This window comes from Protofrankia sp. BMG5.30 (assembly GCF_001983005.1).
Lineage (GTDB): Bacteria > Actinomycetota > Actinomycetes > Frankiales > Frankiaceae > Protofrankia > Protofrankia coriariae.
This window is the reverse complement of the sequence record NZ_MOME01000036.1, coordinates 74,699-88,275: the sequence shown is the minus strand read 5'-3', so window position 1 is coordinate 88,275 and position 13,577 is coordinate 74,699. Positions and strand designations below refer to the sequence as shown.

At 71.3% G+C, this 13,577-nt stretch carries 12 protein-coding genes and 1 pseudogene; 8 read left to right on the top strand and 5 right to left on the bottom strand.

What is annotated here, in order from left to right:
- On the bottom strand, positions 1-269 hold a 269-nt coding region (locus tag BL254_RS18680), incomplete at its 3' end, for a VOC family protein (protein WP_076844310.1).
- A gap of 174 nt (positions 270-443) precedes the next feature.
- Between BL254_RS18680 and BL254_RS28610 the strand changes: the two are divergent.
- The 4 genes and pseudogenes from BL254_RS28610 to BL254_RS18660 all read left to right on the top strand — a co-directional run.
- Positions 444-638 (top strand): annotated as a pseudogene (locus BL254_RS28610) (IS607 family element RNA-guided endonuclease TnpB); the annotation flags it as partial.
- 196 nt (positions 639-834) lie between these two features.
- A complete protein-coding gene (locus tag BL254_RS18670) occupies positions 835-1,017 on the top strand; it encodes a hypothetical protein (protein ID WP_047224143.1) in 183 nt (60 codons plus the stop codon).
- Positions 1,018-1,026: 9 nt separating this feature from the next.
- Positions 1,027-1,716, top strand: a complete 690-nt coding sequence (locus BL254_RS18665) for a hypothetical protein (protein WP_047224144.1) — start codon at positions 1,027-1,029, stop codon at positions 1,714-1,716.
- 292 nt (positions 1,717-2,008) lie between these two features.
- Positions 2,009-2,836: a TIGR03620 family F420-dependent LLM class oxidoreductase gene (locus tag BL254_RS18660; RefSeq protein ID WP_076844296.1), complete on the top strand. Its 828-nt coding sequence runs from the start codon at positions 2,009-2,011 to the stop codon at positions 2,834-2,836.
- A 70-nt stretch (positions 2,837-2,906) separates the two neighbouring features.
- Here the strand turns inward: BL254_RS18660 and purQ are convergent, their stop codons facing one another.
- Positions 2,907-3,650, bottom strand: coding sequence for a phosphoribosylformylglycinamidine synthase subunit PurQ (purQ, locus tag BL254_RS18655; RefSeq protein ID WP_047224146.1), 744 nt, complete (start codon positions 3,648-3,650; stop codon positions 2,907-2,909).
- A gap of 285 nt (positions 3,651-3,935) precedes the next feature.
- Between purQ and BL254_RS18650 the strand changes: the two genes are divergently transcribed.
- Positions 3,936-4,991: a DUF5926 family protein gene (locus BL254_RS18650; protein ID WP_076844294.1), complete on the top strand. Its 1,056-nt coding sequence runs from the start codon at positions 3,936-3,938 to the stop codon at positions 4,989-4,991.
- Between the two features lie 224 nt (positions 4,992-5,215).
- Complete coding sequence (locus BL254_RS18645; protein ID WP_047224173.1) at positions 5,216-6,436, top strand: geranylgeranyl reductase family protein; 1,221 nt, start codon at positions 5,216-5,218, stop codon at positions 6,434-6,436.
- 88 nt (positions 6,437-6,524) lie between these two features.
- Here BL254_RS18645 and BL254_RS26320 read toward each other — a convergent pair whose 3' ends face one another.
- On the bottom strand, positions 6,525-7,526 hold the full coding sequence (locus BL254_RS26320) for a MinD/ParA family protein (RefSeq protein WP_139342397.1): 1,002 nt from the start codon (positions 7,524-7,526) through the stop codon (positions 6,525-6,527).
- 943 nt (positions 7,527-8,469) lie between these two features.
- Between BL254_RS26320 and BL254_RS18635 the strand changes: the two genes are divergently transcribed.
- On the top strand, positions 8,470-8,976 hold the full coding sequence (locus BL254_RS18635) for a hypothetical protein (protein WP_076844291.1): 507 nt from the start codon (positions 8,470-8,472) through the stop codon (positions 8,974-8,976).
- Between the two features lie 533 nt (positions 8,977-9,509).
- Here BL254_RS18635 and larC read toward each other — a convergent pair.
- A complete protein-coding gene (gene larC / locus BL254_RS18625; RefSeq protein ID WP_052914788.1) occupies positions 9,510-11,279 on the bottom strand; it encodes a nickel pincer cofactor biosynthesis protein LarC in 1,770 nt (589 codons plus the stop codon).
- A 410-nt stretch (positions 11,280-11,689) separates the two neighbouring features.
- Between larC and BL254_RS18620 the strand changes: the two genes are divergently transcribed.
- Positions 11,690-11,875, top strand: coding sequence for a DUF2795 domain-containing protein (locus tag BL254_RS18620; RefSeq protein ID WP_013871714.1), 186 nt, complete (start codon positions 11,690-11,692; stop codon positions 11,873-11,875).
- A gap of 396 nt (positions 11,876-12,271) precedes the next feature.
- Here the strand turns inward: BL254_RS18620 and BL254_RS18615 are convergent, their stop codons facing one another.
- A complete protein-coding gene (locus tag BL254_RS18615; protein ID WP_052914789.1) occupies positions 12,272-13,360 on the bottom strand; it encodes a glycosyltransferase family 9 protein in 1,089 nt (362 codons plus the stop codon).
- Between the last annotated feature and the right edge of the window lie 217 nt (positions 13,361-13,577).

Here is a 13,577-nt window from a genome sequence, read left to right as displayed (position 1 = left end):
GGTTTGGCCGCGCCGAGTTCCAGGGCCAGCTCTTCCATCGCATCGAGGTCGTCAGCGCGGAAATCCAGGTGGAACTGTTGTGGCACGTCCTGACCCGGCCACTGCGGAGCCCGGTATCCGTCAACCCTCTGGAATCCCAGATCACAGCCGGAGTCGTCCGTCAGAGCGACGAACTCGTCCGTACTGAAGAGTTCGCGCATCCCGGTCAGTGCACCGTAGAAGCCCGCCAGCGTCTGCGGGTCGGCACAGTCCAGAGTCACCCCTCGCAGTACAGCGCCTGGCACCATTCGCTCCTTCGCGTCCGCGCGTCTGTCTCCGTGACCGCCGCTGCACGCGATCACCGGCCACAGCCACACCGTACTCGCCACATCCACCGCTGAAGTAGCGGTTTACCCCTGCCTCAGAGCAACGGGTGGCTGTGACCGGCGCTTTCGATACACGCCCTAGTAGCCGACCGCGACCACAACGCCGCGATCAACCTGCGTCAACTCGTCGCCGCCAGTACATCGGAGACGCAAAACGCCCGTGGAGGCGACCGTAAGACCGCGCTCGCGCGGCAGGTGCCCGTGAAGCGGGAACCCGGCACCGCGCGAGCGGGTCAGACCGGGAGTGCCTCACCGAACGGTGAGGCGGCATGAGCGGCGCTATCCAGCGCTCTCGCGCAACGGAAGGAGGACAGCGGCTCTGCCGGCAGYGGGTCGTCCCGATCGCCGAATCCTCTGAAGGCCAGTGAGGAGYGGCAACATGTGGCTGGAAGGATCTCTCTTTTCAAGGTTGCGCGAAAACGTCGGACCTGTGTGGCTTACTTTGGCTGTAAGCCAGGAGGAGGGTGCCATGCGGTCGAACGTGATCAGGCCCACCAGGGAGGAGCTGGAGGAGCGTCGGCGTGTGATCCTGGAGCGGATCGGCCTCACCGCCGAGGAGCTTCGCGCGCGGCGTGACGCCTACGACCTCGCGGGCGACGAGTTCGCGACCGTAATCGAGCTGGAGGAGATCGACTTTCTGCTTGGTGCATGATGTAACCCTATGAGCACGTTCCTGTCGGCGAAGGCTTGCGAGTTCGCCGCCGAGGTGCAGGAGCTCCTGGAAGCCACACTGCCCGGTAACCATGTGGTGAAGGCCGTCGAACAGGGAACACGGTTYGTGATACGGCCAGCAGGGGCCGACCTGGAGCCGGAGCTCGTCCAGCTCTATGCGAATCAGAGGGTCCTCGGCTCGTTACGGATCTCCTTCCATTGCGAGGTCGACCATCAGGGCCGCTATCTGGCGATTCAGTCCTCCCGGTTCGTCCTCACATCCGATCTTCACAGGGAGCCGCTGATCCGGCTTGACTTCGTCAAGGACTCGTATCGCTCGCCCAGCGCACACTGGCAGCTCCACGCCGAGCGAGGTGCTTTCAGCGCGTTCCTCGCAGACACAGGTGTCAAGGCACCTCGCAGCCTGTCGTCGCTGCATCTGCCGGTCGGAGGAGCGCGRATGCGGCCGTGCCTGGAGGACTTCATCGAGTTCCTGATCTGTGAGTGCGGGGTCGACGCACAACCGGGCTGGCGCGCCGCCATCTCGGCCGGCCGCGTCCGCTGGCGTCATCGCCAGATCGCGGCGCTGGTCCGCGATGCCCCGGAAGATGCGATCCGGGTCCTGGAAGAGAACGGCTATGTAGTCACTCCTGGTGGCGATGCACTTCGAGGAGACGACGAGAAGCTGACCCGTTGGTGACCGCCGACAGGGCAGGCACGTCGAAGTCCCAACTGGTGTCCGATCATCGAGGTCCCAGCCCGCGGTGTCCAAGTGGGGTCGGGTGGGACAGCGGATAAAATGGACATATTCGTTTCCTGTTGGAACCTCCGGTGTCGTCCGGTGGGCGGCCGAGCGCTGCAGGCGTTTGCTCCGGCTCAGGCGTCCTTGATCTCGTTATCGGTGTAGCCTGACGAAAAGATCTTGAAAAGGATCCGCTGAAGGGCCTGGTGAAGGCGGAACAGGAACGTCCGGCCGAGGGGTTGTGCGGGCTATGGTGACTCTTGGACCTGTTGGTATCGCGGCTTCTGGACTTTCGGCGGATCATCCCGACGCCGAGATCGACATCGCGCGGGAGGCGGAAGCCCTCGGCTACTCGACGTTGTGGCTGCCTGGCGGCCAGGGCAACAACCTGCCTGTCATCGGCCGCGTCGTGCGCGCGACGGAGCATATTCAGGTGGCCAGCGGCATTCTCTCGGTGGACGTGGTGCCGGCGCGCGAGGTGGCGCAGGCACATGCGGACCTCGAGAAATCATCGCCCGGCAGGTTCGTCGTCGGCCTCGGTGGCGCACACGGTGCCCGGCCGCTGCAAACGCTCAATTCCTACCTCGACGACCTCRACACCGAAGCCCCGGTGGTACCCGCGGCCGCACGAGTGCTTGCCGCGCTCGGCCCGGCGGTCCTCGCCCTCGCCCGCGACCGTGCCGCGGGTGCCTACCCCTTCCTGGTCACCCCGGAGTACGTCGAGGGGGCGCGGGCGACGCTCGGCGCGGACTCGGCGCTGGCGGTGCTGCTGTCGGTCGTGCCCGAGACGGATCCCACCGCCGCACGGGCCGCGGCCGCCGAACCGCTGCGGTTCCTCGGCACCGTTCCCGGCTACCGGCGCAACTTCCTCCGGCAGGGATTCACGGAGGAACAGATCGCGGACGTCGACGACAGGCTCGTCGACGCGGTGACCGCGTGGGGGAGCCTTGACACGATCGTCACCCGCGTCCGTGAATACCACGCCGCCGGTGCCGACCAGGTCGTCCTGCGCATAACCGCCGGCAACGATCCGTTCGAGGTCTGGCTCCGCCGGTTTGCCGAGGCGTTGCTCACCTGACGCGTTGCCACCCTGGCCCGGCTGTCTCGGCCCGGCTGGTCTGACCGGCTCCGGCCTGGCCGCCGGCCGGTCAGTCGGTCGCCGCGGCGGGCTGGTGCAGGAGGGGCCGGTGGGAGAGAACCGAGCGGAACATGGCCAGGCCGTCCGAGCCGGGGCCGGTCAGGAGTTCGACGGCGTGTTCGGGATGTGGCATCAGCCCGACGACCGTGCGCTGCGCGTTACAGATGCCGGCTATGTCGGCGACCGAGCCGTTCGGGTTCCCGCCGAGATAGCGGACGACGATCCGGCCCTCGCCCTCGAGCTCGGCGAGTGTCTCCGGGCTGGCCACGTAGCGGCCCTCGCCGTGCTTGACGGGGATAACCACCTCGTCGCCGGCGGTGTAGTCCGACGTCCACACGGTGGCGGTGTTCTCCACCCGCAGCGACTGGTCCCGGCAGACGAAGTGCAGGCCGGCGTTGCGGGTGAGCGCCCCGGGCAGCAGCCCGGCTTCGCACAGCACCTGGAATCCGTTGCAGATGCCGAGGACGGGCAGCCCGTCGCGGGCCGCGTCCACGACCGCGCCGATGATCGGGGAGAAGCGCGCGATCGCACCGGCGCGAAGATAGTCGCCGTAGGAGAACCCGCCGGGCAGGACGACCGCGTCCAGCCCGGACAGGTCGGTGTCGCCGTGCCAGAGCGGGACGGCCTCGCCGCCGCCGAGACGGACCGCGCGGGCGGCGTCCCGGTCGTCGAGCGAACCCGGGAACGTCACCACTCCAATCCGCCGGGTGACCGCCGCTGCGTCGCCGAAGAGCTCGTGCTGGTCGATGCTCATGCAGCCTCTCTCTCGCCGCGCCGTCGCTTCCCAACGCTCTGCCGCCCCGAGCCTATCGGTGACCACCTGGCCGTTTTATGATCGCTGCCGCTCCCTCGAGAACCGCCCACCGCGTGGCCGTCCCGGTCCGGCCCGGCCTGTCCCGTTCGGGCTGCCGGCGCTTCGTGCCGATGCCCGGGAGCGTCGGACGCGGGTACTAGCCTTGGCCCGTACCCGCCGTCAGGGCGCCGCCCCGCCGAACCCGAGGAGTACGCGATCGCCCGCCGACAGACCGTCCGTGTCCCTGTGCCGTCGTCCGCCGCGTCCGGTGCCGCCACCATCGGCCTGCCCGCCGGTGGCGCGGCGTTCGGGACCGGTGCGGGATCGGCCGCCGCCTGGCCGGAGCCGGGGGAGTTCCCGGCCGTTGGGCCGCGGTCCCCGTGCCCGTGCGGGTCGGGGCGCCGCTACAAGGCGTGCCACGGTGTGCGGCGGCGGCCCGCACCCGTTCTGCGGCCCTTCGCCGGCCGGGTCGACGAGCCGGATCTGGTGGCTCTGCGTGAGCTGGTGCCCAGCGCGACCGCCCCGCTGACGCTGGCCGCCGGTCACCTTCAGGAGCACCCTGAGCACGCCGGCCGTTCCATCATGCTCGGCACGATGCTGCCGCAGGCCGTGCCCGCGCTTGTCCGGGACAACGGTGAGATCCTGCTGGCGATGCAGACCGGTATCGCCAGCGACGACGCGGGCGCGGATATCGCCCGGGCGTTGCTCGAAGCTCTTGACGCCGATCCCGGCACGCCCGTCATCCCGCGGCCCGCCGCGGCGGGAAGCGCGCGTGGGGACGGCAGCCGGGCCGCTCCGACCCTGGCGGACCTGCTGGATCCCGCGCCGTTGGACATCACCGTCCACTCCGGGTTCACCTGGTGGCTCCCGCCGTCGGAGGACGGTGGCAGCCCGGATCCGCAGGTCGTGGCCCTGCTGGAGCGGGCGAACGCAGCCGTGGTCCCGACAGCCCGGCTGACCTCGGTGGACGCGGCCTACTGGTGCCGTCCGGGGGAGCGGGCACATCTGCGCTGGGTCCAGCCGTACGACGAGGAGCCACTGCTGGACGCCCTCACCCGGCTCGCGGCGGCCAACAGTCTTACCGTGGGCGACGGATCCCGTTTTGTCGGTTCGCTTCGGGTGGACGGCCTGGTCGTTCCGGTGTGGGATCTGGCGCCGGACGCCGACGCGGCGAGCTGCGAGGAAGCTGCCGCGACGCTGCGTGACCAACTGGAAAACGCGATTGCCAACCGCACCCCGCTCACCCCGCTGGAACGCCGGGTACGCGCCGGTGTGGTCGGCCGGACCCTCACCCTGCGCTGATGCCACCCAGCCCGCCCGACGACCTGCCCGGCGCGCCAGGCGCCTCCGGCGCGCCCAGTGCGTCCGACCCACCTGACCGGCCGGTGGCTGATGGGGCCCGGCCGCCAGCGTCACGGGACGATCATGATCGCACCGCCACCGCCACCGCCACCGCCACCGCCACCGCCACCGCCACCGCCACCGCCACCGCCACCGCCACCGATCGGTCGGAGCCGGTCGGTGGCATGTTCGACGTGGTCGTCGTCGGCGCCGGTCCGGCGGGGGCCAGCGCGGCCCGCGCGGCGGCCCGGGCCGGCGCCACCGTGTGCCTGCTCGAACGCGCCGAGTTGCCCAGGTACAAGACCTGCGGCGGCGGCCTGGTCGGCCTGTCGGTCGATCATGCCGGTGTCGATCCGTCGCGGCTGACCCGCGCGAGTGTCGACCAGCTCACGATCGCCATCGACGGTCGGCTGACGCGCACCCGCCGGCGGCCGGGCCGGCCGATGCTGTCCATGGTGATGCGCGCGGAGTTCGACCAGGCGCTGGTCGAGTCGGCCCGCGCCGCCGGGGCGGTCATCCGGACCGGCACCCACGTCACGGGAATACGTGAACACGACGCCGGCGCCGGCCGTGACATCGCGGCCGGCCGCGTCGCGGATGGTCACATCACGGACAGTCACGCCATAGACGATCATGCCATAGACGATCATGTGGTGGTGGCGGTGCGCGGTGGCCCGGACGTCGTCGCGCGGGTCGTCGTCGGCGCTGACGGCACGTCCGGGCGGGTCGGTGCCTACGTCGGGGTCCGTCTCGACCAGGTCGACGTCGGCCTGGAGGGCGAGTTCCCGGTCGACGCCGCCATGGCGCGTCGCTGGGCCGGCCGGATGCTGATCGACCTGGGCCCGGTGCCCGGCTCGTACGCCTGGCTGTTCCCGAAGGGCGAGATCCTCACCGTCGGTGTGATCGGCTCACGGGACGACGGCGGCGCCCTGCGCTCCTACTACGCCGACATGGTGCGCAGGCTCGGCCTGGACGGCGTGACGCCGCTGCACGACTCCGGGCATCTCACGCGGGTGCGGGCCGCGGGCTCGCCGCTGCGCCGCGGCCGGGTGCTGGTCGCCGGGGACGCGGCCGGCCTGCTCGACCCGTGGACGAGGGAGGGGATCTCTTTCGCGCTGCGTTCGGGACGGCTGGCCGGGGAGGCGGCCGCGCGGGTCGCCGCCGGCGAGCCGCGCGCGCTGGACGACTACCCCCGCCAGGTGGAGGCGGTCCTCGGCCCCGAGATGGACGCCGGTCGTGAGGTGCAGGCGGTCTTCGTCCGCCATCCCGGCCTGCTGTACACGTTCCTGGCCGCCGTCCCGGGTGGCTTCGGCCTGTTCGGACGGATCGTGGCTGGCCAGACCACGGTGGCCAACCAGTTGCGCCGGCCCGGTGTCCGCACGCTGACGGCGGCCATCACCCGCTGAGCGCACCGGACACGCTCGGGCAGGCCGCGGCCTGCCGGAAGCGTGCGGGCCGGCCGCCATCCGACCGGCGCCGCGGGCTGGCCGGTCCCTACCGGATCTGCTGCCGGACCTCCTCGACCGGTTCCAGCGGTCGGGCGGGAATCCTGGAAGCAGCGGGAGCCCCGGGAGCCTGGCCGGGCGGTTTTCGGCTTTCCAGCCCGAATCGTTCGGCGACCGCGCCGGCGATTTCCAGAAAAGCCTTCCTGGTCGCTTTCCGCATCTCCTCCAGAATGATGTTTCCGCCGACCGCCAGGTGCGGGTCGTAAGGTACCCGGACGACTCGGCGAGTGCGGGCGGCGAAATGCTGTTCGAGTGCGTCCAGATCGACCGACTCCCGGTTCACCGGGAAAGTCGAGATGACCGTCACCGCGTTCTTCACCTGCGCGGTGTACCCGTGCGCGTCCAACCAGTCCAGGGTGGCGCTGGCGGAGGCACCGCCGTCCGCGCTGGAACTRCTCACGATCACCAGCGTGTCGGCGAGTCCCAGGATGGCGGGCATGGCGCTGTGCAGCATTCCGGTGCCACAGTCGGTCAGCAGGATCGAGTGGTAGCGTTCCAGAATGCCGTCGACGGCGATGTAGTCGGTGTCCGTGAACGCCTGGGACAGCTCCGGGGCGTTGGCGGAGGCGAGTACCTCCAACCGGCTGGCGGCCTGCGACAGATACCTGCGCACGTCCACGTAACGGCTCACCGAGTCGGCATTGTCGAGCAGGTCCCGGACGGTGTTCTCGGATGTCCGCGGCACCTTGGCCCCGAGCGTCCCGCGGTCGGGATTCGCGTCGATCGCCACGATCCGGTCTCCGCGCAGGCTGGCCAGGGTCGAGCCCAGCCCCACCGTGGTGGTCGTCTTGCCGACGCCGCCCTTCAGGGACATGACCGCGATCCGGTGGCAGTCGTTCAGGGGCGTGCCGATGTGCTCTACCAGCAGGCGGTGGCGGGCCTCGTCGGCGGAGGGCCCCGGGTTGACTCTTCCGCCGGAAACCTTGAAGAGAATTCTGCGCCAGCCCCGGGTGGGGACAGCCGGCCGGGCCGGCAGCAGCGCACTGGTCATGAGCCGGCCGGACGTACCGTCGTCCGTTGCCGGCCGTTTCGGTTCTCCGGATTCTCTGAGATTTCCGGAACTTCCAGGATTTCCGGAACTTCCAGGATTTCCGGAACTTCCAGGATTTCCGGTGGCAGTCGGACCGAACTCCGGACCCGGTGCGCGTGAATCGCTGTCGGGGCTCTCTCGGTTGTTCCGCTCCGCGGGGACTCCGGTCACCTGGAAGTCGTTGTCGGGCGGCCGCTGGCTGTTTCTCCCCGCGGAGCCGCCAGTAACGTGAAAATTGTTGTCGGATGGCCGTCGGCTGTTCTGCTGGCCGCTGGCCGCTGGCCGGGGGCCGGGGGCCGGCGCCGGATACTCGGTGCTCGGATAAGGACTGTCGGGGTATGGGAAAGCCGTTCCGGCCGGACCGGGGAACGGCAGGCCGGGCTCGGGCTGGTGCCCGCCGCGCGGGCGCTCGTCGTCCGGGAACAGCGGATCCCCACCGGGCGCTGTCGGGAACGGCGCGGTGGACGGTCCCGACGGCGGTTCGGCCGCTGGAGGCGGTGGCGCTACGGCCGCCGGGTGCTGCGTGGACGCCGGCGTGTGCGGCGGCTGGTCCCGGTCCTGCTGCCCTCGTCCCCGGGGCCCCTGTTCCTGCCCTCGTTGGTCCTGCTCCGGGTGGTTCTGGCCGGGGAGCGGGGCGGCATGGTTGTGACCGACGTCCGGTGGCTCGGGAGGGCGCCGGGCCTCCCCGGGACGTTCCTCGTGCCGGAAGGGGACAGCGCGCGTGCGACGGTCGGCGGACGGGGGCGGCACGCTGGTGAACGTGTCCTGGTCGAACAACGGATCGTAGGTCGGTRGTTCGGGCCAGGGCCGGCCGTTCGCGACCGGTGCGTTCAAGGCTGCCGCGGTCGGCGCCGGTGCGTTCGGGACCGGCGGGGTTCCGGCGCCGGCAGCACCCGTACCGGTGATGTCCTGCGTCAGCCCGCTCACGGACACGCCGGGTGCGCTCGACGGCGGTAGGCCCGAGGGCGGCAGGGACACCGTGGACGCGGACGGCGCTGTGGACGCGGACGGCGCTGTGGACACGGACGGCGTGGACGGTGTGGACAGCGACCGTGCGGACATCGGGGACGGCGTGGACGGGGCAGACGGCGTGGACGCGGAGATGGGGGACGTCGGCGGCGCCGGCCGCGGACCGCCGCCGAGCTGCGGCCCCCACGGGTCGACCAGCGGATTGGTGGACGGCCGGGACCACGAGCCGGCAGCGTCCCCACCGGCATCCCGGGGCCCGGTGCCGCCGACCACGGGCCTGTCAGCCGGGGGCCTGCCCGCTGTGCCGCCGCCGGCCGCGCTCGGGCCCGCAGCGACGTCGTCCGTCGCGGTGTACCTGTCCACCACGGCGAAACCGCCGGGTACACCGTCCGACGCCGGTCTGCTCGGGCCGGGGGAGCGCCAGGACGAGGACGACCGGTAGGCCACCTCCGGCCACGCGCTGGTGAGCGGGTCGAAACCGCGTTCGCCGCCAGGTGGCGCGACGGGCGGCGGCGTTGCCCGGGACGGTGACGGTGACGGTGGCGGTGGTACCGGCGGCGGCCCGGCCGGCCCGGTGCCGGGGGAGCCGTTCACACCGGTGCGCGGCGGCGTGCRGCCGTTCATCAACTGCGGATCCCCGGTAGTGCCGGCCCGTCGCCCGGGCTCCTGCCGTGGCTGCACGGTGTACGAGGTCTCCCTGGTGTATGAGGTCCCGTTCGAGGTCTCGTTGCCCGACTCGACCGGATCCGGCGGAGGGTAGGAGCGGGACGATGACGGTGACATCGACTGTCACTCCCCCTGCAATCGGTTCGCGTCCACGGTRCACTACGTCCAAATCCCACTACCTTGACATATCGGCCGGTTCGGTTGCCCGATTGGGTCGCGGGTACCTCCGGACGCCGGCGGCACGCCCGGTGGGAGCCCGTCCGGTCGATCTCCCATCGTCCACGCCGGTCGATGCCCGCTGGACGCGGCTCAGGATGGCATGCCGGTCTGCGTGCTGTCGTCACCGGTGCCGGCGTCGTCCGCCATGCCGGTTTTACCCGTTCTGTTGGTGTTGCTCATGATGTGGACGTTGCTCGCGGTGTGGGCGTTGTCCGTGGTGGCGGTGTCATCCCTGAGGTCGGTGCCGCTGCCGCCGTCGCGGCCGGCCGTGGGAAGGGGCGCTCCGTCGGTGTTCAGCGCGGCCGCGGCCGCCGCCGCCAGGACCCGGCGGGTCGGCTGCCCCAGCCGGATGGCGGCCCGCCGCACGTCGTCCCATTCGGGCTGGGCGGTGACGGCCCGGCCGCCGGCAAGCATGCCGATCTTCACGGCGATGGTTTCGCCGCCCACGTCCACGGTGCGGAAGGCTCGGTCCAGGGCCCGCTTGCGCACCGTTGTCTCGCGCAGACCGAGGGTGGGGGTGTGCAGGAAGACCAGCCGCCGGACGGCGTCGGCGTGCGGGGCTCGGACGAGCACCGACAGGGTGTGCGCCGGACGGCCCTTCTTCATCAGTATCGGCGTCAGCCAGACGTCACGGGCGCCCGCAGCCAGGAGCGCGGCCATGATCTCCGGCCAGGCGCGTGGGTCGAGATCGTCGACGTTGGTCTCGATGAGCAGTTCGTCGACCGCGCCGGGAACGCCCGCGCCGGGAGCCTCCAGCGTGGCGGCATCCGGGACGGGAGCGTCCACCGCGACATCCGGCGCGAAGCTGTCCGGCGCCTGGGAGGCGTGGGGGAGCCGGGGGGCGCGGGCAAGAGGAGCGTGGGGAAGGGACGCGCGGCCGCCGGTCGCCGGCACCGAGATCAGCGGGCCTGGGCGCGGGGCACACCCCACGACCAGTCGGACGATGTTGGGCCGGCCCGGGATGTCGCGTCGGCCGGCGCCGACCCCGATCGCGCACACCCGCATCGGAGGGAGCGGGCCGGACGCGTCCGCATGGGCGGCCACGAGCGCCGCCCCGGTCGGCGTGCACAGTTCCACGTCCACCGGCCCGCCGTGGCCGGGCAGCCCAGCGGCCCGCAGCAGCTCCAGCACGGCCGGGCCGGGTATCGGCAGGACGCCGTGCTCGGTACGGGCCGATCCACCGCCGAGCGCCACCGCGGACACGACGAGCTGGTCGAGGCCGAGCGCGGCGATCCCGGCGCAGGCGCCGACCACGTCGGCGAGCGCGTCGAGCGCCCCGACCTCGTGGAAGTGCACCTCGTCGGCGGGGATGCCGTGGACGGCCGCCTCGGCTTCGGCCAGCGCGGCGAAGGTGGCCAGCGCGTGTTCGCGGACCGTGTCGGCCAGTGGTGCCCGGGTCAGCAGCCGGCGGACGTCCGGCCAGGTGCGGCGAGGCTGCCCGTCTCCCTGCCCGCCGGGCCGGCCGTCGCCGCCAGGGCCGTGATGATGGCGATGCCCATGATGATCTTTATGCGTGCCAGGTCCGGCGACGGGGGCGGCCGCGATGGTCCCGTCGCCCCCGCCGGTTTCGGCGATATCACTATCAGTGATCACATGGACGCGAGTGGCCGCCAGTCCCGCCCTGGACGTGCTGCTGACATCCAGCCGGACGGGAAGCCCCAGCGCGTCGACGGCCTCGCCGATGACCCCGGTGGGCCGGCCCATCCCGGCGAGCGCGCCGATCAGGGCGCCGAGCAGCATGTCCCCGCTCGCCCCACTGGACAGGTCGAGCCATCCGAGCCGTACCTGCCCGGCGGCGGGATCCGGCCCGGCGGGCTGGGCGGACCGGGGGTGGGCGGAGGGTGGTCTGGCGTCGGTCATCAGCAGGTCGGCCCCGAACGGCGGGTCGGGTTCGAGCGGGACGCTCGAGCCACGCGGAATGATCAGCGGACAGCGCGGACAGCGCGGACAGCGCGGACAGCGCGGACAGCGCGGACGGGACGGCGGGACGGCGGGTGGGAGGCGAGAAGGCTGATGCAAGGAACATGAAGGAACATGATGGAACGTGAAGGATGACGCAAGAAGGATAGAGCCGTCCCGCCGGCATGCGACGACGGTGGGTCACAGCCGGTAGCCGCGCTGCACCGTCACCTGGACACGCCCGTGTCCGGGGCGCGCACCCGGTGGCCCGCCTGGTGGCCCGTCCGGTGCCCGGCACCGGATGCGGCCGAAACACGTGGAAATCTTCGACAGCGGGTTTTGACCGGCCGAGCGTGGTGAGGGATGACACCATGACGAACCCCATCCAGGTACAGAAGTTCCTCGGCGGTGTGGACTATCCGGCGAACCGGGAGAAGATCCTCTCCGTCGCCCGGTCACATGGCGCCGACCAACGCGTCATCCAACTGCTGGAGAAGATCCCGGACCGTGTGTACGAGGGCCCGAACGCGATTTCCAGGGAGATCGGCGCGAATTGAGCGTCGGCCTGGTGGCCATGGGCTGCCGGCCAGCCGGCCGACGTCCACCGGCGAATACCGGGCCACCGGGGTGAATGCCCACGCGCCCGAAAGATCGCAAAGCCGGCGGTGAGCGCCGGCGGGTACACCGGCACGACCGAGAAGTGGACACGCGGCAGACCCGTCCGGATATCGGCCGGGTAGTTTTCCGGATCGTTTGTTCGGATTACTCGTTCAGATTATTGCCCGGTGGGCGTTGTTGCCCGGTGGGCGCTGACTCGACACAGGCGGCCGTCCGAGCGCCGATCCGCGTGATCTGAAGATCCCGGGCCGGTCGACGACTCGCAGGGCGGGCCAACAGCACCTGCGGGTCCCCAACCCCCGAAACCCCGAAGACGTCCGGTGGAATCCGGTCCTTCACGGGCTGGGGGGTGGGCTTGGAGGATGCCCTCCGGGCAACGTGGCCACCACGCGCAGGACGTCCGCTGGCGTTATCGAGGCGAGGCCCTGCTCGGTGCCGGTCGCGGCGGAACCGTTCCGGTCCGCGGCTCCCCGCTCCCCGGACCACAGCGCGACATGTTGGCCGCGGTCGGGCGGTGGTCCCCACCGGGCCGGTGACACCGGTCCGAACAGCAGTACGGACGGCGTCCCGTAGGCGGTCGCGAGGTGGCCTATCCCGGTGTTGGCCGCGAGCAGCAGCGACCCGGCGGCCACCAGCGCGCACAGTTCGGGCAGGTCGATCGATCCGGCGAGCACTGCCGCCGGGGGCAGGCCGGCATCCCGCGCCACCGTCCGCGCCAGCTCTGTCTCCTCCGGCCCGCCCGTCACGACCACCTGGTGGCTGCTGGTGGCGAGTGCCCGCGCCACCTGAGCCCACAGCCGCGCCGGCCATCGACGGACCGGGTGCGCGCCACCTGGATGCACGATTATCGCACCACCGACGACCGGGGGGATGGTCGGCCGGGGCAAGGAAAGATCGTTTGGATCGCACGCGACCCCGTGTGCCTCCAGCAGCCGGCACCATCGCGCCACCTCGCGTTCCTCCCCGGCCTGCGGCTCCCGCGGGTCGCGGTGGTGTTCACGCGGGGCGTGCTGCCTGTTGCCGGCTCGATGTTCGTCCCGATCCCAGGACACCCCGCCCGCCAGGTCGAAGGCCCACAGCTCCGCTGGCGCCGTCGCGCGCAGCACCTGCGTCGAGGCCGGTCCCCGGCCGTGCAGGTTCACCGCCAGTGCCGGCCGCTGAACGGCCACCGGGCCGAGTTTTGGTGTGTCCACGACACCGTCGACCGCCCCGGACAGCAGCGCCACCGGTTCCAGCCAGCGTGGCGTGGCAAGCAGGATTCGCGCGTCCGGCCGGGCTCGGCGCAGGCCGCGCAGGGCGGGCAGGACGGTCAGCAGGTCGCTGAGGCCGAGGGCACGCAGCGCGACGACCGTCCCGGCCGGGCCGCGGCCACCGGCTGGGCGGTAGCGGGACAACCGGTAACGACCACTGTCACGACTGGTCACAGGTAGGGGTTCTCCAGTGGTGGGGATGGTTGGACGCACGATGCTCCGTCCCGATCGGCTCCGTCCCGATCGGCCCCGTCCCGATCGGGAAGCGTCCCCGCGGGGACCGGTCCGGGGTGTCCAGGATCAGGAGYGCACTGATTATTACCCAGAGTCGCAAGTGGTTCGCATGGTGACGTGGCCATGCGTCCGGAGTTTCCCCGAGAATAGCGAGGGA